At 68.5% G+C, this 19,767-nt stretch carries 16 protein-coding genes and 2 pseudogenes; 12 read left to right on the top strand and 6 right to left on the bottom strand.

Translation table 11 applies throughout. The annotated features are described in order from the left end of the window. Positions 1-294: 294 nt before the first annotated feature. From ACWDAG_RS36510 to ACWDAG_RS36480, 7 genes and pseudogenes are all read left to right on the top strand, one after another. Positions 295-1,728 carry a glycoside hydrolase family 43 protein gene (locus ACWDAG_RS36510; RefSeq protein WP_450699843.1) on the top strand — a complete coding sequence of 478 codons (1,434 nt, stop codon included), beginning with the start codon at positions 295-297 and terminating at the stop codon, positions 1,726-1,728. Between the two features lie 136 nt (positions 1,729-1,864). Then, a pseudogene (locus ACWDAG_RS36505) lies at positions 1,865-2,759 on the top strand (IS630 family transposase); the annotation flags it as partial. Between the two features lie 304 nt (positions 2,760-3,063). After that, positions 3,064-3,615, top strand: a complete 552-nt coding sequence (locus ACWDAG_RS36500; protein ID WP_450699842.1) for a toxin — start codon at positions 3,064-3,066, stop codon at positions 3,613-3,615. Continuing rightward, a complete protein-coding gene (locus ACWDAG_RS36495) occupies positions 3,612-4,811 on the top strand; it encodes an MAB_1171c family putative transporter (RefSeq protein ID WP_450699841.1) in 1,200 nt (399 codons plus the stop codon). Before ACWDAG_RS36500 ends, ACWDAG_RS36495 begins: the two co-directional genes overlap by 4 nt. Positions 4,812-4,871: 60 nt before the next feature. Continuing rightward, the gene (locus tag ACWDAG_RS36490) at positions 4,872-6,020 is read left to right on the top strand and encodes an MAB_1171c family putative transporter (RefSeq protein WP_450699840.1); all 1,149 of its coding nucleotides are present in this window, start codon (positions 4,872-4,874) and stop codon (positions 6,018-6,020) included. 49 nt (positions 6,021-6,069) lie between these two features. After that, entirely contained in the window at positions 6,070-7,506 is a 1,437-nt protein-coding gene (locus ACWDAG_RS36485; RefSeq protein WP_450699839.1) for an NAD(P)/FAD-dependent oxidoreductase, read from the top strand. Positions 7,507-7,840: 334 nt separating this feature from the next. Further along, positions 7,841-8,200: a hypothetical protein gene (locus tag ACWDAG_RS36480; RefSeq protein WP_450699838.1), complete on the top strand. Its 360-nt coding sequence runs from the start codon at positions 7,841-7,843 to the stop codon at positions 8,198-8,200. 127 nt (positions 8,201-8,327) lie between these two features. On the opposite strand, the gene ACWDAG_RS36475 is transcribed toward ACWDAG_RS36480, so the two are convergent. After that, positions 8,328-12,152, bottom strand: coding sequence for an nSTAND1 domain-containing NTPase (locus ACWDAG_RS36475; protein ID WP_450699837.1), 3,825 nt, complete (start codon positions 12,150-12,152; stop codon positions 8,328-8,330). Between the two features lie 292 nt (positions 12,153-12,444). Between ACWDAG_RS36475 and ACWDAG_RS36470 the strand changes: the two genes are divergently transcribed. Next, positions 12,445-12,921, top strand: coding sequence for a hypothetical protein (locus tag ACWDAG_RS36470; protein WP_450699836.1), 477 nt, complete (start codon positions 12,445-12,447; stop codon positions 12,919-12,921). A 371-nt stretch (positions 12,922-13,292) separates the two neighbouring features. After that, the gene (locus ACWDAG_RS36465; RefSeq protein WP_450699835.1) at positions 13,293-13,844 is read left to right on the top strand and encodes a SigE family RNA polymerase sigma factor; all 552 of its coding nucleotides are present in this window, start codon (positions 13,293-13,295) and stop codon (positions 13,842-13,844) included. A gap of 540 nt (positions 13,845-14,384) precedes the next feature. Here the strand turns inward: ACWDAG_RS36465 and ACWDAG_RS36460 are convergent. Further along, positions 14,385-14,999, bottom strand: coding sequence for a TetR/AcrR family transcriptional regulator (locus tag ACWDAG_RS36460; RefSeq protein WP_450699834.1), 615 nt, complete (start codon positions 14,997-14,999; stop codon positions 14,385-14,387). Positions 15,000-15,081: 82 nt separating this feature from the next. On the opposite strand from ACWDAG_RS36460, the gene ACWDAG_RS36455 reads away from it, so the two are divergent. Then, positions 15,082-15,600: a cupin domain-containing protein gene (locus ACWDAG_RS36455; RefSeq protein WP_450699833.1), complete on the top strand. Its 519-nt coding sequence runs from the start codon at positions 15,082-15,084 to the stop codon at positions 15,598-15,600. A 292-nt stretch (positions 15,601-15,892) separates the two neighbouring features. Here ACWDAG_RS36455 and ACWDAG_RS36450 read toward each other — a convergent pair whose 3' ends face one another. Continuing rightward, positions 15,893-16,138 carry a holin gene (locus ACWDAG_RS36450; RefSeq protein WP_450699832.1) on the bottom strand — a complete coding sequence of 82 codons (246 nt, stop codon included), beginning with the start codon at positions 16,136-16,138 and terminating at the stop codon, positions 15,893-15,895. 30 nt (positions 16,139-16,168) lie between these two features. Then, positions 16,169-17,076, bottom strand: a pseudogene (locus ACWDAG_RS36445) (peptidoglycan-binding protein). Positions 17,077-17,553: 477 nt separating this feature from the next. Here ACWDAG_RS36445 and ACWDAG_RS36440 point away from each other — a divergent pair. Together ACWDAG_RS36440 and ACWDAG_RS36435 are read left to right on the top strand one after the other, a co-directional pair. Continuing rightward, positions 17,554-17,883 carry a hypothetical protein gene (locus tag ACWDAG_RS36440; protein ID WP_450699831.1) on the top strand — a complete coding sequence of 110 codons (330 nt, stop codon included), beginning with the start codon at positions 17,554-17,556 and terminating at the stop codon, positions 17,881-17,883. Between the two features lie 15 nt (positions 17,884-17,898). Then, positions 17,899-18,243 carry a hypothetical protein gene (locus ACWDAG_RS36435; RefSeq protein ID WP_450699830.1) on the top strand — a complete coding sequence of 115 codons (345 nt, stop codon included), beginning with the start codon at positions 17,899-17,901 and terminating at the stop codon, positions 18,241-18,243. A 467-nt stretch (positions 18,244-18,710) separates the two neighbouring features. Here the strand turns inward: ACWDAG_RS36435 and ACWDAG_RS36430 are convergent, their stop codons facing one another. Continuing rightward, positions 18,711-19,001 carry a hypothetical protein gene (locus ACWDAG_RS36430; RefSeq protein ID WP_450699829.1) on the bottom strand — a complete coding sequence of 97 codons (291 nt, stop codon included), beginning with the start codon at positions 18,999-19,001 and terminating at the stop codon, positions 18,711-18,713. Between the two features lie 619 nt (positions 19,002-19,620). Continuing rightward, on the bottom strand, positions 19,621-19,752 hold the full coding sequence (locus tag ACWDAG_RS36425; RefSeq protein WP_450699828.1) for a hypothetical protein: 132 nt from the start codon (positions 19,750-19,752) through the stop codon (positions 19,621-19,623). Positions 19,753-19,767: the final 15 nt, after the last annotated feature.

Below are 19,767 nucleotides of genomic sequence, written 5' to 3'. Positions count from 1 at the left end.
TGAATGCTTCCGGCCGAAGCGCCACCCACCTGAAACGTCTTCACGGGCGCCGAGAAGCACAGACACCCGGCCCGCGCCGCAACCGCCCCACCTGGGCGGACGCACCTGCTCGCACGCCCTGACCCGCCGTCACCACGGCGCCTTGGGCGAAGCGCTGACACACCGTCGTTCGGGTCCCCCCTTCCGGCCCACGCGGTGTCCGGGTCCTGTCCCGCCCACTCCAAGACCAAGTTCCCCCCGCCACCCCGCTCCCCCTTCGCCCGGCGGTGGCACCCGCACCCGACAGGAGATCCGATGTCTGCGCTCCGCGCCCGGCTGACGGTGATATTGCTCGCCGTCTGCCTCCTCTTCACGGGCCAGGCCCTCACCACACCCCAGCGGGCGGCCGCCGCCGACCCCGGCTACCTGATGGTGCACTTCACCGGGGAGGGAGCGACCAACCAGCAGATGTACCTCTCCCACAGCACCGACGGCCTGCACTGGAACGACCTCAACGGCGGCGGCATGGTCCTGCGCTCCACCGTCGGCACCAAGGGCGTACGCGACCCCGCATTCGTCCGATCCCCCGACGGCAGCAAATACTGGATCATCGCCACCGACCTGTGCATCAGCTGCGGCCAGGACTGGAACTCCTCCATCAACAACGGCAGCCGCAACCTAGTCGTGTGGGAGTCCACCGACCTGATCACCTGGTCGCAGCCGTGGCTGCTCAACGTCGCCGGCGCGATCCCCGACGGCCGCAACGCCTGGGCACCCGAAGCGATCTGGGACCCCGAGAGCAACGACTACGTCCTGTACTGGGCCACGAACGTCCCCTTCAACGGCGCGACGAAGCACCGCATCTTCGCCGCCCACACCAGCGACTTCCGCACCATCACCACCCCCCAGCTCTACATCGACCGCCCCGGCACCCAGGAGATCATCGACACCCAGATCATCGAAGTGCCCCCAGGCGTCGGCAACTACCGCTACGTACGGGCCTCCGGCGACGGACAGATCACCCTCGAAGGCAGCAACTCCATCTTCGGCACCTGGACCAAACTCGGCGACCTCTCCGGCATCGGCCTGACCGGGTCGATGGTCGAGGGCCCGATGTGGATGAAGTTCAACGGCACCGACAAGTGGGCGCTCTACCTCGACCAGTACGCCACCAACCGCGGCTACATGCCCGTCACCACGACCGACCCCTCCAACCCCGCCGCCTACCAGAAGCCGGCGTCGACCAGCTACAACATGGGCGGCACCAAAAAGCGCCACGGCTGGATCATGAACCTCACGGCCGCCGAGGAGAGCCGCGTGCTCGCCCGCTGGCCCAACACCCCGGCGCAGCGGCTCCAGTCGTACAACTTCCAGGACCGGTACGTGCGCCAGATCAACTTCGACGTGCGCATCGACCCGAACGTCAGCCCCGTCGAGGACTCCCAGTTCCGGATCAGGCCCGGCCTCGCGGGCACCGGCACCGTCTCCTTCGAGTCGGTGAACTACCCCGGGTACTTCCTGCGCCACGCCAACTACGACTTCCAGCTCGTCCGCAACGACGGCAGCAGCCAGTTCGCCGCGGACGCCACCTTCCGGCAGGTCGCCGGACTCGCCGACGCCACCTGGTCGTCGTTCCAGTCGTACAACCACCCCGACCACTACATCCGCCACTACGCCTACCAGCTGCGACTCGACCCGATCACCACCGCGACAGCCCGCAGCGACGCCACCTTCCGTGTGACGAACTGACCCGCATCGCCAGGAGCGCCGGCGCCTCCACGTCGGCGCCGGCGCGGAGGCGTCACCCCGACCCCCCACGTCCGCGCGGCCCTACTGATCTCTTCGGGCTGTTGTCGACTGCTGATCCCTGCGGTAGGCCGGTGGTGTGCGGTACGCGCAGGGTGGCGGGCTGACCGCCGAGCGGCGGCGGTTTCGTGAGCGGATCAGGTACCAGGCCGGTGAGCGGTTCGTACGCGGTGAGAGGACCGCGGTGATCGCGAAGGATCTGCGGGTGAGCGAGGGGTCGGTGGAGCGCTGGCGTCATGCCTGGCAGGAGGGCGGGATGGCCGCCCTCGCCTCCACGGGACCGGCGAAACGTCCCAAGGTGTCCGACGGCCGGTTCGCCGAGCTGGAGAAGGAGTTGGCCCTCGGGCCGGCCGCGCACGGCTGGGAGGACCAGCGGTGGACCCCGGCACGGGTCAGAGCGCCGATCGCCTGGAGGTTCGGCATCGACTGCTCGTCTGCGGCCGTGTGGCGGCTGCTGCACCGGCATGGCTGGTCCTGGCAGTCTCCGGCCCGCCGCGCACTGGAACGCGACGAGCAGACGGTGGGTTTGTGGAAGAAGGACGTGTGGCCGCAGGCGGAATGACCGCGGCGGCGCTGAGCGCGTACATCGTCTTCGAGGACGAGGCCGGGTCTCGATGACTCCGCCACGCGCTCGCCCCTGGGGCCGGCTTGGACAGGCGCCGATGGTGCGGGTGCGGGGCCGCTCCTGGCGCCGCTGGTCGATCGCCGCGATGTGCTGTTACAAGCCGGGCGAGAACTCCCGGCTGATCTTTCGGCCGCGCCGCCACCGCAAGCACAAGGGCAAGGGAGGACGCGACACCTTCGCCTGGAGCGACTACCGCGACCTGGTCGTGCGCGCGCACCTCCAGCTCCAGGTGCCCATCGTCTTGATCTGGGACAATCTCAACACCCACCGGGCAGCCAGGATGCGCGACCATGCGGACGACCATGACTGGCTCACCATCGTCCAACTGCCCTCATACGCAGCTGACTTAGCGCTGCGTATACCCTCAATTGTGTCCAGCCTGATCACCCTACGCGCTCAGGAGAATGGCCGGTGCCAGCACACAACGTCGACCAGGGGCTCGCCCATGGCGGCCCCTCGGACAGGCGGGCCCGCATCGTGATCGGCCAGGTCGGCGGGCTGGTGCATACGAGGCAAGTGCCTTGTTTTTGGGCTTTGTATCGGGCTTCTGGCTCAGCGCGCTGCTTATCGTTTCCGTCGAACCGGAGCGAGCGGCGGTGAACCCTCTGGCTGGAATACGGCAGTGGCGGGCCCTTCGGCGACGCGACAGAGAGATGGATCAGTTCGCCGAGATGCTGATCGGTCCCATCCGGGAAAGACTCGCCGCCGACGAACACGGCGCAGCAGCAGGGAATTCCGTATGTCATCCGGACGCCTTGTTCGAGGCCTTGGTCGCGTCCGCCCAGCGGTGGCGTGGTGACCGGAAGCTCGAGGTTCACCGTGTGCGTATCCCCCGCACGTTCGGTGCCACGGGGATGTGGGTGGAGCGCACGCACCAGGACGATGTCGTCGTGGAGGCGGATGCCGAGGTCTGGCATCAGGCGCAGATCCTCGGTCACGAGTTGTGGCACATGCGGCAGAAGGACGGCCTCACGTCGGAGCAGTTGGCGGCGGAGGCGGGCCCTTCTTTGGGGTCGGGGCATGTGCACGGCACGCAGGCGGCCGCGGCACGATCGCGTTTCGACGAGGATCCGGAGAAGGAAGCCGAGTTGTTCGGGATTCTTGTGGGTCAGCAGATGCGGGCGCTGATGGAGCGGGACGTGATCGCCGGTGATACCGCCCGGCGTATCGCTGACTCGCTCGGCTACCAGAGGAGCCGGAGATGAGCGGGGTTATCAACTATGTGAGTTGCGGGCTGCTGTGGGTCGCCCTGCTGTTCAAAGTGCCCGACGTGATGCGCCGCCGGCTCGATCCGTCGCTGCGGGCCATCGTCGGGGTATTGGGGTTTGCCTCGCTGTGCTTCCTCTTCGGAGCGCCCCCGACGGTCGCGCTGATCAACCGCATCACCGGCGTGCCCAACCTGGCCGCGCCGCTGACCTACGCTGCGATCACTGCCTACAGCGCGGCGCTGCTCATCCTGATTGCCTGCTGGCGCGGCGGGCCGTCCATGCGCCGGACGGCCCGGAGCTGGATCTACGGCTATGCGGCTGTGCTGGTGGGCATCGCTGTTCTGTTCGCCGCAGGGGACAGCGCTGTTGAGCGGCGCACCGACTTCGACACCTACTATGCGACCACGCCGTGGGTTGCGGAGATGGTCGTGCTGTATCTGCTTGCCCATCTGACGGCGGTGACGGTCAGTGCCCTGTGGTCGCTGCGGTGGGCCCGCGAGCCGGAGGTGCAGCAGCGGTCCTGGCTGCGGGCCAGCCTGGTGACGATCGGCGTCGGGACGATCCTCAGCGCCGGCTACAGCAGCTCGAAACTGATCGCCGTTGTGGCGCAGTGGTCCGGCCGGAACTGGCCACTGCTGGGCACGGGCATCGCGCCCGTGTGCGCCGGTCTGGGTGCGCTGCTCACGGTGACGGGGGTCCTTTTGCCGGTTGCGGGGCACCACGTGTCGGCCTGGCGTGACTTCGTTCGCCTGGCGCCTCTGGACGCCGTGCTTGACCCGGTTCTGCGGGAACGGGCATTGCGTCTTGAGCGGCCTCGCTCCCCTCTGCTGTGGGGGACCTGGCGCCGCAGCACCATCTTCAACGGGTTGCGCGAGATTGAGACGCTCCTTGATCAACGGCTCTATGACGACGTCTATGCTGCGGAGCTGGAGAGGCTGCAGCAGTCGGCGCAGCGTCGCGGTGGCGGGCCTGGCGCACAGGAACTCGCAGCTTCAGCGGCGTGGGCCGCCGCGATCTCTGCGGCCACCCAGCGAAGGAGTCAGCAGCCGGTGCGGGAGCTCGTCGGCGCGTCGCTACCCTTGTCGCTTCCGCGCGAGCCCGACGCGCTGGTTCTGATTGCCGACGCCGTCAAGAGGTCCGAGTGGGAGAAACGGCCGCTCACCTCCGGCCCTGCGAGAGCCGGGTCGGCCTGAGACGCGAATTCTGCGGACCCCTGCCCCCCACACAGTCTGGCGGAACGGAACTCCTCCCTGATGAGTCTTGTCGTGTATATGGCGGCTTTCCTGTTGGTGGTGGCCGCCATGCTGCTCCGCCGCTCGCGGCGGGCTCCCCGTACCCCGCTGACCGTCCCCACGCGGGCCACCGCATTCATCGGCGCCGTGTGCTTCACCTGTGCGGCTCCCGCCACGTTGGCCGCGGTCAACCGTGCCACCGGCATTCCCAACGTGGGCGCCCCGATCACGTACAGCTCGATCTCCGCATTCAGTTGCTCCCTGATCATCTTGTTGATCCACTGGAGGGGTGGTCCGAGGGAGCGGGTACGGCGTATGGTCCGCCTGAGCATGGCGGTGTACGGGGTGCTGATCGTGGCGATCTGCGTGCTGTTCGCCCTCGCCGACGCGGACACCGAACGGCTCACCGACCTGGACACGTACTACGCCAACACCCCGTACATGCGAGAGATGATCGTTCTCTACCTGGTGGGGCATCTGGCCAGCACCATCGTCTTGAGCATGGTCTGTCTGAGGTGGGCACGCGACGAGGTCACGGGGCTTTTACGTATCGGGCTGCGGTTGATCCTCGCCGGACTGCTGTTGGACGTGGTCGGATTCGAACTCGCCAAGGCCACTGCGGTCGTTGCCCGGTGGTGCGGATACAACCTCGACGTCCTGTCGACCACGGTGGCGCCGCCTGCCGCCTCCCTCGGCGCGCTGATCTACTCCGTCGGCTTCGTCCTGCCGCGTCTCGCCTCCGCTGCGGCGGAGAAGCAGAGCCTGGCCAACTACCGTGCGCTCAAACCCCTGTGGCAGGCGGTGAAGAATCTGGCCACCACCCCGAAAGCGGAGCCCAAATGGTGGCAGCTGTGGTGGCAACTGCCCAGCAGCCGCCTGTACCTGCTCGAAGCGAACATCCGCGACGCCTTGCTGCAGCTGGCGGCACACGTCGACCAGCACGTCGGCCGCACCGCGTACACGGCCGCACTCGACCGCGGCGCAAGCCGTGAGGCGGCGCGCATAGACTCCCAGAAGGCGATGATCATCGATGGCATTCTCCGGGCATCGGGCCGGACCGGTGGCCCGGCCGATCCGCCCGAGAACCTTCGCATCACGATGGACCTGGTCGAGCTGGCGAACGCGGTGGCTCACGTGCGAGAAACGGCACCAGACCGGATGCAGGCTTGAGTGACAATGCCCCATGACACCGTCCCCTGTCCCCGGCGAGGAGAGCCAGTTGCCGCAGAGAGCTGTCGTGATCGGAGCGGGAATTGCCGGGCTGCTGGCCGCAGCGGCCATCTCCCGGGCTACACCCGGCACGGAGGTTGTCCTCCTCGACAGGGATGCGCTTGCCGACGGCCCCGTCAACCGCAGAGGGGTTCCTCAGGGACAGCATGCTCACCTGCTCATGGCCGGCGGCATATCGGCCATGGAGGTTCTGTTCACGCAGAGTGTGCGCGAACGACTTCTCGCGGCAGGCGCACACGAGATCTCGATGGGCCACGGCATGCTGGCCTTCGCTCCCGACGCGGGCTGGTTCCGCCGCTACAGGGGCAACGGCGCTCGCATGATCACCTGTACGCGCGCGCTGCTGGACTGGGTCGTGCGTGAGGCGCTGCTCGAGCAGACGGCCAAGGTGTCGATCCATCAGGCCGCCGTGGAGGGGCTGCTGGGCAACGCGCAGCGCGTGCGGGGCGTCCGCCTCAGCAAAGCCGGCTCCACCCTCGGCAAAGAGCTGGAAGCGGACTTCGTCATCGACACCAGCGGACGAGGGTCGCGCAGCCTTCAGTGGCTGAAGGACATCGGCGTCGGCGGCGTGGCAGAAAGGAAGATCGACTCCGGCCTCACCAACGCCACCCGCATCTACCGCACTCCTGCTGGTGCCGAGCACTTCCCGCTGACCCTGATCCAGGCGGACCCCTACCACGGCCGGCCCGGCCGCAGCGCCATGGTTCTGCCGATCGAAGGCAACCGGTGGATGGTCAGCGCCGGCGGCACCAGAGGCGGCGAACCGCCAAGCGACCCGCAGGGCTTCCTCGAATACGCCCTCAGCCTGCCGCACCCCATCGTCGGCCATCTCATCGCCGGCGCCGAACCCCTCACGGACGTCGCAGTCAGCCGCAGCACCAGCAACCTCCGCCGCTACTTCGAGAAATCCCCGCTGTGGCCCGAGCACTTCCTCGTGCTCGGGGACGCCCTCGCCACCTTCAACCCGGCCTACGGACAGGGCATCTCCGTGGCCGCCCTGGGCGCCCGTGACCTCTACCAGGACCTGCAGCAGAGCGGCCTTGCCAGCCCCGGACTTGCCCGTCGCGTCCTGCGCAGCGCGGCCCGCCACGTCGACACCGCCTGGTCCACCGCCGTCGCCATGGACGTCCTGTATCCAGCCGTACGGGGAGGCAGACCGACCCGCGCCGACCATGCCACAGCCGCCTACACACGCCGGCTGACCCGCGCGGCTACCGGCTCCTGGCACGCAGCCGCAGCGCTCTGGGACGTCACCAGCCTCACGGCACGGCCGTCGCGGGTCCTGCGCCCCGCCGCCCTGCTGGCCACCCTGACCCGCCCCCTCCCCCGTCGGCTCGACGAGCCTCCCCTGCAGCCCTCCGAGCGGCAGATGCTTGAACGCCTCAAGAAGGCCGCCGAGGAAGCAGACGGCTCTCACTCTCACTGACAACCGCGCGCTGCGGGGTGCGAGGTTCTGCTCCAGCGGCGCCCAGAGCGCCGCGCCCGCACGAGCCCGCCCGCGCACAGCGCGGGCGGGCAGCGCCCCGGCGTCACCGCTGATGAAGATCCTTGAAACCGGCTCTGGCCGCGGTTCCGTGAAAGATCTTGGAGCGGCATGACCTGGCAACGGAGCGAGGAGAAAATCCCGGCCTCCACGCCTCCGCGCGACTACTGTCCTGCTGGTAGATCGTCCGACCGACGAGGGGGCTGAATCGTACTGACCACTACGCACCCCCCGTAGGTACCTCTGGAAAGCCCAGAGGGCCCTACGGAGGCTCTCGATGTCCCGAACCGTCCGCACAACTCCCAGGCAACTCCGCGTCCGAGACGCCGCTTCGGAGTCCATGTCCCTGTACGACCTGCGCTACACGCACGCCGAACTGGCCCGGGCCGCCCGCGAAGGCCGTCGCCCTGCCCCTACGAAGACGCTGCACCGGATCACCTCCTGGCAGTGGATGGTGCTCAATTGCAGAAAGGGCTCGTTCTCCGCCGAGATCGCCACGGCTGAAAGCCGGGCCCGGCTCCAGGGCCGACTCGAAGCCCAGCGGATCCGCGGACTGCATCACGCCGGACACGACCTTGACGACGCAGACATCCCTCCGGTCCGCCACCGTCACGGCGGGCTCTGGAATGCTTGGTAGACACGTAGCGCCCACAACTGGCAGGCATGTGCGAGCACATGAAGTGCCTGTGCCGTGTCGATCAAAGGGCTTGCGGCTCGGCCCGCTGATTCTCGCGGGCCCACTCCACTCCTACTGGCCCTCCCGTTCAGCAGGAGGTTGCGTACGGTACGTCGTGGATGTATCTGTGCCAGTCGGCGCGCGACAGGCCGGATCCGACGCGTCGACATACATCGGTGGCCATCCGCGATGCATCGACGCTGTAGGTCAGTACGGGCATGTGCTGGGCGGAGACGTACAGCGTGCGATCGTCCTCGGCGAAGGCCAGCGCCATGACCCCGCCCCCGGGATTGGAGAAGGCCGAGCCGACCGGGCGTCGGGAGGCGACGTCCCACAACCGGACGGAACCGTCCCGTGTTCCGACGGCAAGCGTTGCGCCGTCGTGCGAGAAGGCCAGGGCCGACACGTCGATCGTCGAATCGGGGCCGTCGGCTGCGGCGTTGCCCGACTCGGGTGGGAACTCGGCCAACCAGTGCCGGGCGTGGCGGCCCCAGAGGGTCACCCAACCCGACTCGTCACCTCCGGCCAGATAGTTGCCGTCATGGCTGAAGGCCACGAGGGTGGGCAATCCCTCCATGAGTGCGCGGTGGGTGACCGTCCGGGAGGGCAGATCGACGAGGTCACCCTGCGCTGTTGCCAGGAGGCGGCCGTCGCCCGTGACCGCCAGGCTCTCGCCCCAGACGCCGGACATCCTGCCGGCTCTCACGCCCCGGCGTACGTCCCACATCTCGGTGCGTCCCTCGGACAGCGACACCAGGAGTTTGCGGCCGCCATTCGTGAGAGCGATCCCGTCGATGATGTCGATGTCATCCGGCATGGGCGGGAACCGCAGTGTGGTCGGCCGGGTCGGATGTCGGGTGTCCAGCACCTTGGCCCAGGGGAGTTCATCGGACGCGGCATCCGTACTGGAGTAGGCGAAGGTCCGGTTGTCCGGGGCGAACGCCGTCACGTCTGTGCACTCCGGCCCGTCGTCGCCCATCGGGCAGGGCGCGGTGGGCAGGCTGTCGGTCACCACCTTGCCGGTCCGTACGTCCACGAGCCGCATCCGGTGCCGGCCTCCGGCCTGCCGGGTCAGCGCGAGCAGGCGGCCGTCGGGGCTGAAGCCCGCACTTACAGTGACGTCCTGCTGCCAGGCCGGATCAAGGGCGTGCCCCAGCGAGACCGTCCACACCGTGGTGCTGGAACTGCCTGTCTCATACCGCAGTACCCCTGCCTTGAGATCGATCCGCATGGCTCCGAGGGACTGGCCGTCGGCCCATGGGATCCGCAACACCGGGGTGGTCGGATCGTCCACCCGCCGCAGCTGAATCTCCTTGGCGTCCGCTGTGGCGACGAACCGCCCGTCCTGGCTGAACTCAACGTCCGTCAGGCCGCGGTGCTTGATCTGGTGCAGTTCACGTCCCGACGCCACATCCCATGTACGCAGGCCGTTGCCGGAGGCGACGGCCACCCTGCGGCTGTCGGGAGTGAACGTGATGGTGCCCGTACGGCATTCGCCCTTGTGGAACGCCGTCTCCCAGGCGCCCGGCAGCCGGTGGCGCCTCGCCACGTCCCACACCTCGAGCTGCTTGTCGGGGCACATCGCGGTGAGACGGTCGTCGGGGCTGATGGTTTCCATGCTCGCGTTGCTGAACGTGACGACGGCGGGGTTCGAGCCGGCTGAGGCATCACTCAGTGCATCACCCAGTGCATCACCGGGATCGAATCCGCGCTTGAGTACCACGCGCCGGCGTCTCAGGTCCCACAGGCGCACCGTGGATTCTGCTCCGCCGTCACGACTGAGGGTCACGAGAGTACGTCCGCTGGGCCCGAACCAGGCTGAGTCCTCGCCACGCGCGGCCAGTTGTCCGGTTTTCTTGCCGGTGGTCAGGTCCCAGATCTGGATGCCGGATCCGGTGGACCCAGCCAGGAAGCGGCCGTCCCGGGAGACGTCCGGCAATAAGGAGGCATCGGACCGGCCCCGAATCCTGAACGAGGACAGCTGCCGATGGCTCCGCACGTCCCACCGGGTGACCCGCTCTCCGGAGACGGAGACCGCAGTCCGGCCGTCGTGGTCGAGGTACACCTCAGGATCGTGCGCCTGGTCCGGGATCCGGAACGCGTCCTGTTCCCTCTGCTCCATGGAGCCCATCAGCGCCGACCGGGTCTCCGGCAGGTCGGCTGTCTTCCAGGCCGCGAGGCTGAGGCGCATCGCGATGGCGGGCTCGGACGAGCGCAGGCTTTCCGCGACGGCTGCGACTCGGCGGGCTTCGTCCTGGACGCGCTGGCGCTGACCGGCCCGGTTCTGCTGCCAGGCGACCAGGCCGGCCATCAGCGCCAGGACGACCAGGAAGGACAGGGTCACAGTCAAGGCGCGCAGCCGCTTGGCGGAACGCGATGCCGACTGCTGCTCCTGGTCACGGGCCGCGAGGCCGGCGGACAAGAACGACTGTTCCAGTGGGGTGAGGTGGGCATGCCGCTCCGGTGCCGCGAACGCCTCCTGGGCGATGGCCAGCCGAGTGCCCCGGTACAGGGCGCCCGGGTCGCGGTCGAGGTCCCGCCAGGCCCGTGCGGCCTCGGTCAGCTGGCGGTGGGTGCGTATGCGGTCGCGTTCGGCGTCGATCCATCCGCTCAGCCTGGGCCACGCGCTGATCAGGGTCTCGTGGGCGAGGTTCACCGCGTCGTCGTCCAGGGTGATCAGCCGGGCGTGCGCCCATCGTTCCAGGACCACGTCGGCATCGGCTCGTGCGGTGTCCGGGGCGCTGCCGACGAGTTCGCCGCGGTCGGTGGGCCGTCGGGTGTCGGGCGTGCCGTCTCCAGGATTAATCAGCCGCAGCAGTATGTGCCGGGTAAGGCCGGCCTGCGCGGGGGTGAGCTTGCCGAACGTGTCTTCGGCCGTGCGGGCGATGGCACCGTGCAGGCCGCCGGCCGATTCGTACGCCGCTTCGGTGAGGGCAGGGCCCTTGCGGCGGTGCCAAGTCTCCAGGAGAGCGTGGGACAACAGGGGCAGCGCACCGGGTTCGCCGGAGACCTCTTCGATCAGCCGCGCCGTCAAAGAGCGCTCGACGGTCATCCCCGCGGCCTGGGCAGGTTTGGTGATGGCCTCGCGTAACTCGTCGCGGCTCATGGGGCCGGCCAGCACAGTCGCGTCCTGTAACGCGGCGGTCAGAGCAGGGTGCTCGGCGCAGCGGCCGAGGAAGTCCGCCCGGACGGCGATGACGACGCGCAGTCTGCTCCCGGGATCGGTGGCGGCCAGGAGGCGGTCGATGAACCGGTCGCGCTCGTCCGGGTCGTGGCACAGGGTGTAAAGCTCTTCGAACTGGTCCACGATCAGCAACGTGTCTCCGCCTGCGTCCTTCGGGGTCAGCCGCTGCTCATGGGTGCGCAGGGGGTGCTCGCCGGGAGTGAGGACGCGCAGCGCGGCCGGCTGGGGGCCGGCCGGGTCCGAGGCACGCAGGCGGGGGATGAGGCCGGCACGCAGGAGAGAGGACTTGCCACTGCCCGAGGGGCCGAACACCGCAGTGAACCGACTGGAACGGGTCAGCTCGGCCAGGCGGTCGGTGAGCTCGTCGCGGCCGAAGAACAGATCGGCGTCGCCCGGCTCGAAGCGGGCCAGACCCCGGTACGGAGGCTCGGCATCCTCATCCTCGGCGCGGGGTTCCGCCGCTGCTTCAGCGGCCGCCTGCCGCCACCGCCCCTCCCACTCCCCCGGATCACCGCCGCACGCCTTCACATAGGCCAGCACGACGGACAGAGTCGGCAGCCGCTCCCCCGCCGCCGCCTGCGACAGCGTGCTCGCCCCCTGATTCGTCCGCTGCGCCATCACCCGGTAGGTCGGACTCCCGGCCTCCGCCCGGAGTTTGCGCAACTCGGCCGCGAACCGCGCCACCGGCCCGACGCTGGGATCGAGTGGGCTCTCCGGACGTCCCGCCATCGACAACTCACCCCTCCAGCCGCCCGCTTCCCCCGTGGACGCGGCGCGAGGCCGGACAACGTACGCAACCTCGTGGCAGCAGCGCAATCCGAAGGCGTCTGCTTCGGCCAACGCAACGCCGTGCCCACGACCTGCAGCGAGTCCATTGTTCAGGGCGGCGAAACCGGCTGCCCATTCAATTCCCGACCCGCTGAACTCGATGGCAAGCACCGGTCGGGTCCGCCCACGGGCCCCACGGGTCGACCTGGAGCCGGTGCCTCCGGATCCGTTTGTGTGCAACGAGAGGAATCACGTGAACATACGCAACCGCGTAGCACTGGCGATGACCACAGGTGCCACCGCAGTCGGCCTGGCTCTGGCTGCCCCGGCCGCCCAGGCGGACATCGCACCGGTCCCCCATCCGGTGGCCACCCACGCCGCATCTGCTCCTTCCGAGGCACAGGCGACGTGGCACACGATCTGGCAGTCCAAGTTCAAGCCCCGGCACTCGAAGTGGGTCTCCCAGCCGTTCGGCGTCCACGACGGCGTAGCCAGGTTGAGTGTCAAGTACCAGTGCTGGAACGGCGGCGACGGCACAAAGATGACGGTCAGGCTGATCGACAGCCACGACTTGAACCGCACGGTGAAGAAGGGCTCCGCGTACTGCAATGGTGCCTGGCACGCGTTCGAGGCCACGGACGTGACGCCGAGCACCCGCTACAAGATCGTCACTCAGCAGACCCACGGCCGCACGCACACCGAGCAGGTCGGCGTCTACGAGCAGTACTGACAGGCAGCGGCATGCCGCCGGCCGTCTGCCTGAGGGTCTTGGCGAACGATGGGCACGGCTCCTGGCCGGCGCGAGGGGACTGACCAGGGACCCAGCCCACGGCATGCACGACGGCGTCGGCAGCTGATCACCAGGGCGAGCAAGCCAGCTCGCCCGCCCGCTCAGCCGCCCGCAAGACGAGATCGCACCAGACGGCGAAGCCCCGAGCCCTTGCCAGAGCCGGGGCTTCGTCGTCATTTCGACCGCCTGCCTGGCAGCTGCAGCAAGCAACGCACAGGGCCCGCCGCGGGAGCCGCGCACCGCCAGCAGGGCGGCGGCCATTCCACAGAGGAAGCAACCGCCGCCATCCATCCACCATGAAAGGAACCACCGTGAGCGGACACAGGCGCCGCCGGGAGGAACAGGACGAGGAACAGGACTTCGAAGAGTACGTCCGCACACGGCACGCCGCTCTGCTGCGCAGCGCACGCCGCCTGGTGGCCGACCCGCTCGACGCCCAGGACCTGCTCCAGACCGCGCTCACACGCACGTACCTTCACTGGCACCGCATAGCGGACAAGCGACTCGCAGACGCCTACCTGCGCCGCGTCATGATCAACACCCGCACCGAGTGGTGGCGGGACCGGAAGCTAAAGGAACTCCCCACCGAGCACCTACCGGACACAAGCATCGAAGACCCCACCGAGCAGCAGTCCGACCGCCAGTTACTGATGGACGTCATGAAGACACTCACACCCCAGCAGCGCAGCGTCGTCGTACTACGGCACTGGGAACAGCTGTCCACGGAAGAGACGGCCGCCGCCCTCGGCATGGCGGCCGGCACGGTCAAAAGCACACTGCACCGGGCGCTCGCCAAGCTCCGCCAGGAGCTTCAGGACCACGACCTCGACCTGGCTCCAACACCCACAACTCCTGCACTGTGAGCCCGGCCGTCGGCCACCGGACGCGATGACCCACCGGAGCGCCGCGTGCCGCTTCGTACGGGCACGGAGCGCTGTCTGACGCACTGCACCATCCAGCGCTCTCGGCGACGCCACGAAGGGATGAAGCCGCTCAACTCCTTCTGGGATGATCACACTTGGCGGCCGGCCGACGAAGCGACGAGGCTTCGGCTGCCCCTGGAACGGACATCACCGAAGTTCCCCAACCGATGGGTCAGGGCGTGACGACGGCGGAGCGCGAAGATCGCGAACGACGTCATCAAACTCGTCGGCGAGGCGATCTCGCACCACAGCCTGGTGATCATGGGGGGGCGACGCTCTGTGATCACCGGGCCCTGTACCTCTTCTCCTCCCGAGGTGCCCCATCGCGCCTATCTGCGTCACCTCTTGGACAGTGGTCTTTCTCCAAGAGGGCCAAGTGACCCTCGCCGAGGCCGGGGCCTTCTTCTTCCCGGACGGGGACACACGCTGGAGCCCCTCCGAGAGGCCCGTTATCTCCTTGAGCGGGCCGTCGGACAACTCCTAGGTGACTGGGTCAGTACCTACCGCTCCCACCAGCGTGACCATGACCTCGACCGCCTCACGGTCCGTCAGCCCCTGCTCCCGGCAGAGCGAACACCAGGTCGAGAATGCCGCTGCATGGCCGATCACCGCCCGCCGGGCGGGCTCACCCGCCGTCGGCCACCCGTCGGCCAGCACCTCGACGTGGCGCCTGTTCCTCGCCTCCCAAGCCTCGCGAATCGAGTCGGGCGCCGCGTGCAGGTCGCGGCTGACCAGCGTCAGCATCTGCTCGCCCGCGCGGTAGAAGCGGTAGAGGTCGGCGAGTCCGGCCGTCAGCCGTTCGACCGGATCCCCGATCATGCCCCACACCTCGGGTTGGGGCAGCTGCTGCTGCGACAGCCAGTGCCCCGAGCACGCCTGGAACAGCGCGGTCTCGTCGGGGAAGTGCCGGTAGACGGTCATCCGGGTGACCCCAGCACGCTCGGCAATCGCCGCGATGCTCGTCGCCGCCGGGCCCGCGGTGCCGTGCAGATGCACGGCGGCCTCGACGATGCGCTGTCGCGTCCGCCCCATGTCCTCGGCGCGTTTGCGCATCTCGTAGCCACGCGTTTTCGATGATCGCTGCTGTTCGCTCACCTGTTGACGCCCTGCGATCCGAGGCGGAGACTTTTTAAGAGAACGCCAGTGTATCTCCAAAATGTCTGGAGGAGTGATCGCCATGACAGAGCCGCTGGCCCCTCCACTCACCATCGTCCGCCCCGGCGAGGGAGGTGAGGGCTACCTCGGCTCGATCGGGGTCGCCTTCAAGCTCTGGGGCACCGACACCAACGGCGCGGTCTCCGTCGTCGAACACCCCTTCCCGGTCGGGGCATTGGTGCCGCCGCACCTTCACACCCGGGAGGACGAATACTCGATCGTCACCGAGGGCGAGATCGGCTTCCGGTCCGGCGACCGCGAAGTTGTCCTCGGTGCCGGCGGCTACATCACCAAGCCGCGCGGGGAGCTGCACACGATGTGGAACGCCGGTCCTGTCCCGGCCCGGATGATCGAGATCATCAGTCCTGCCGGCTTCGAGCACTGCTTCCGCGAGATGGCCGAGATGCTCGCCGACGGGCCTCCGCCGACCGAGGACGCGATACCGGCGCTCGCCGCCAAGTACGGGCTCGAGTTCGGGCAACCCGACTGGCTGCCCGACATCATCGCGCGGTACGGCCTGACCCCGCCGTTCAGCGCCTGAGTGAGATAGGAGGGCCGGGCAGCGGGACTTTGTTCAGCCCCTCATCAGTCCGAATGCCGTCAGCGCCACCGCGGTGACGGTGGCCAGCACTGCGACTGTTGGCAGCGGCCACCTTGCTTTCTCCAGAGCAGTCACCCGCTGCTCTAGGTTCCTCAACTGCCTCGTCGGTCTGTTCGCTGCGCTGCACGAGCAGCGCCAGTTGGCCGTCGATACGGGCTGGGCCGACTTCCAGGGCGCTGCGCAGTCCGGCGAGTGCGAGTGTGATCTCTCCCTCGGGCACGAGTACCTCCGGTCAGTACTTGGGGGCGGCCGGGTCGTGCTTGCCCGGCAGCCAGGAGGCCGTGCCGGTGCGGCCGAGCGCCGTGCCGAGTGTGGACCTCAGCGCCGGCAGGGCTGCGGGGAGAGAGGAGACGGCGGCGGCCTGCCACGCCGACAGCGACACCAGGTCGGTGGTCGAGGAGGCTGCCATCAGACCCAGCAGCGACTGGACGTAGGGGGCCAGGGTGCGCTCCGCGATGCCGGCGAGTGCCTGCGGCACGGGATCGGTCTCCTTCTCGGCCTTCTCGGGCTAGGTCGTCGTCGGTTCGGGCGTGCTGGCCTGGAGCGGGATGCACGGCGCCTTCCACGTCGCCTGGCCGGGGATGCCGTCGGCTTCAGGGCCTCGGTAGCCACGCTTGATCTGGTAGGCGGCGTACGAGCGGCGATGGGCGTCGTTCCACACCGGACCGACCGGTGTGTTGTAAGAGTCGCAGCCTTCGGCGATCAGCCGCTTCCCCATGGCCTCGATCACCGGCGAGGACCGACCGGCGTGGAAGAACGCCCTGCCGGAAAGGCGGCGTACCGTGGGGTCGGCCTCGGAGTGGGATTGCCCGGAGTCGTACCGTCGCCCTCGATGTGGCGGGCGACACGAGCGTGGAAGTCGTCCTTGTCGATGCCGCCCGGGTCTGGCTTGCCGGGCTGCCACTCCTTGTGGCCGATGACGCTGTGCTCGTTCCAGCCATGTGCGCGGCATACGGCCGCGGCGGCGCGAGCCATCGCGTCCAACTGCGCGGCGGGCCACGTCTGATGGCCGGTGTTGATGCACTCGAAGCCATAGAAAGGCCGGTTGCCATCGGTGTCGGACGCGTTGTCCCGTGACAGGCTCGTCTTCTCCGCGATGGCCGAAAGCCGCATGTCGGTGTCGCCCATGCCGGCGTGGCTGGTGCGGCCCTTAGCCGACCAGGTGGATCGTCCCGGACCCGTCGATCACGCCGTGGCACAGGGGCCGGGAAGGTCGTGGTAGCCGACGCGCCACTGCTCCACCATGTCGGCCTCGGACGAGTACGGGCCGGTGCGGTGGATCATGAGCCCGTTCACCGAGCCCCAGTTGCCGCATCGGTTGCGGTTGCGGTTATGCCACGTGCCGTGCCCGACCACACCGAGGCCCGCGTGCTTCAGCACGGACAGAAACCTGCCCGCGCTCAACGCAGTTGCCACGCCCGCTTCGCCTTCTCCCCTGCGCCGTATGGCAGTCGGCCGGGCTCCCATCAGTACCGGGGCCAGTCCCTCGGGAGTTGGCTACGAAGCATGGGGTGGCGGGTCAGCCAGTCGTCATCGTATCCGGGAGGTCCTCGGCCACAGTGCCATGCCTGTGGACAAGGCCTCCTTGCGATCGACAGACGGGCCGCGGTACTGCAGCGTGCTGGAGTGCAGCGAAGCCAGTGGTGACTCTGGTGGCCGTGCAGTGCGTCGCGAGGGCCACCGTTGTGTCGCTCACCGTGTACGGCATGGTCAGCCGCGCCCGCCGAAGGGGCGGCATCGCTCGCCTGATGCCCAAGTCACCCTGAGAACTCTCAGGTTCCCCTGCACCGGCCTGCGTTCCAGGATGCGGGTGGGCAGACGTGAGAGCTGGGCCTGACCGTGCAGAGGACGGTCAAGCTCCCCCTGCACCAGGCAGAAAAAACGGGAGGAATCATGCAGATGCGTAAGGGCATGGCGGCAGCCGTCCTGGCCACCGCCGCACTGTTCACCACGGGGGCGACGGCGTCCCACGCCTTCGCGGACGACACCCAGTCCGACTTCAACTCGACCGGCGTCCGTATCCACCAGCAGCCCACCCTCGGTTCCGGCGTCAACGGCCTCGGAAACCCTGGTGATGGCCTGACCGTGCACAGCTACACCATTGGCGACTGGGTGCAGGACTGCGGCAACGGCATCGGCCAGACCTATGCCTGGGACTACATCACAGACAACCGCACCGGCGTGAGCGGCTACGTCGTCAGCTGCTACGTCGGCGCGCTGTAGGGGAGCTGAGACATCGTGCGAGAACTACTGACCCGCACGACCGCCGGTGCCGCGCTCGCCGCCGCGCTGATCATGCCTGTCGCGACCACAGCGACGGCCGCGGACAGGCCGACAACGGCGACGCAGCGCCCGTCCGATGTCGCGGACTCGTTCAACGACGACGGGGTACGGATCCACAGCGGGCCCGGCACCGGCTACTCGGTGAACGGGCTCGGATACCGCGGCCATTCGGTCACCAAGCACTGCTTCGTCGGGTACGACGACCAGTGGACGTACATCACCGACAACACGACGGGCGTGAGCGGCTACGTCGCCCCCATCTACCTCGACAACGGTGATCTCGACATCGGCATGTGCTGATGAGCGGGCATGGTGCCCGTCAATAGCAACCCGCACCCACGGGCAGGAAGACACAGGACGGCCTTCCGTCTTCGTGTACAGCTCCTACGTCTCCTCATCCTCGCCGTCGATGCGGCAGGAGACGCTGTCGAGGTGAGCCCGGAGGCTTTGACGCTGCCGCCGTCCTGGACCCGCAGGATGATCTCGCCCTTGGGAGTGATGTCGTGGTGGAGTTCCCGGCGGGCGGCGTCGGAGGCTACGTCGACGGTGCGGGGCTCGGTCCGATCCGGCCGCTGAACTCCAGTGTGTTCCAGGGTTGGCGCGGATCTGCGGCGGCTGCGCGGAGTGGGGCATCGCCGTGTCATCTGTGAGCGGCACGGCAGGTCCCGCCACGGTGGGTACGGCGCGCGCCGGGCCCGCTCCAGGGCGGCCACCCGCCGCTCCAGAGCGGCCAGTCGGCGCGCGAGTTCGGCAATCGTGTCCGGCATCTACGGCGCCCCCGTCTCCTCGCCGCTCTCCTCCGGCTTGAGGGTGCGTTCCAGCTTCAACGTCACGCGCTCGGGGGTCTCGCCCTCGCCAGGGCGTACGGTCCAGCCGGTGATGCGGTTCCACCCGTCGTAGGCGGTATGTGGCTCATGCAGGAGGACACGTACGTCATCGCCGACGCTCAGCGCCTCGATGGGGGCGGCGGGATGGTCGATGATCTCCAGCTCCGTGAGCACGGGCAGGATCTGTCGGGCCAGCCGCTCGCGGCGCGCGCTGCTTGAGCTTCGATTCATCCTTCTCGCTGGTCTCCAGCCTGTGCTCCAGGCGCAGCCGCCCGTGGCGGACGCCGTCGACGACGACCTTGCGCTTGCTGCCTTCGCCTGCGCCCATGCCGATGACCAACTGGGCGTAGGAGTCGGCGTCCTTGATGACGTGGGGCTGGCCGGTCACGTTGGCTCCGGTGGTGAACGTCAGGTCCTCGCGGCGTCGGCCGAGCCGGGGGGGCGCCCAGGATGATGCGCCGCTCGGCGCGGCGCCCGGCCCAGGTGACGGTCTCGGTCCACTCCAGGCCGTCATCGATGTCGGCCATCTCCCCCAGGTTGTGGGGATCCGACTTGGACGTGGCGTATGGATCCTTCGCGGTGCCGGTCGTCGCCGTCGACTTCGTGTCGTCCACCACGACCTGCAGGTCGCCGTCCGGCTGTTCTTGCGCGTACGGCCAGACGTCGCGGATGACCTGGCAGGGGTCGGCTTCGTTGTATGGGCCGCGGCCGTCGAGGTTGCCGTGCAGGTCGAAGCGGCGGTGCAGGTAGCTGGTGAACCCCGAGGCATCGACCGGGAGTCGGGATCCTTCTGGTTCGCCCCGCCACAGCAGCCCTCCCCACATCAGCCGCGCGTTGCGCTCGACGAGGATCACCGTGTCACCGGTGTCGTCGAGGCCGCCAACTCCGGGAACGCCCGGCTCGACGGGCGGTCGGCATCGGCCATCACCGGCTTGTGGTTCAGCCAAGACCAGGCATCAATCACGAACTGGCGCAGGCCCATCGGGAACGGTTCCCT

It is taken from the genome of Streptomyces sp. NPDC001157 (assembly GCF_053598255.1).
Note: the sequence above shows the minus strand (reverse complement) of the source record. Positions and strands in the feature narration are given on the sequence as shown.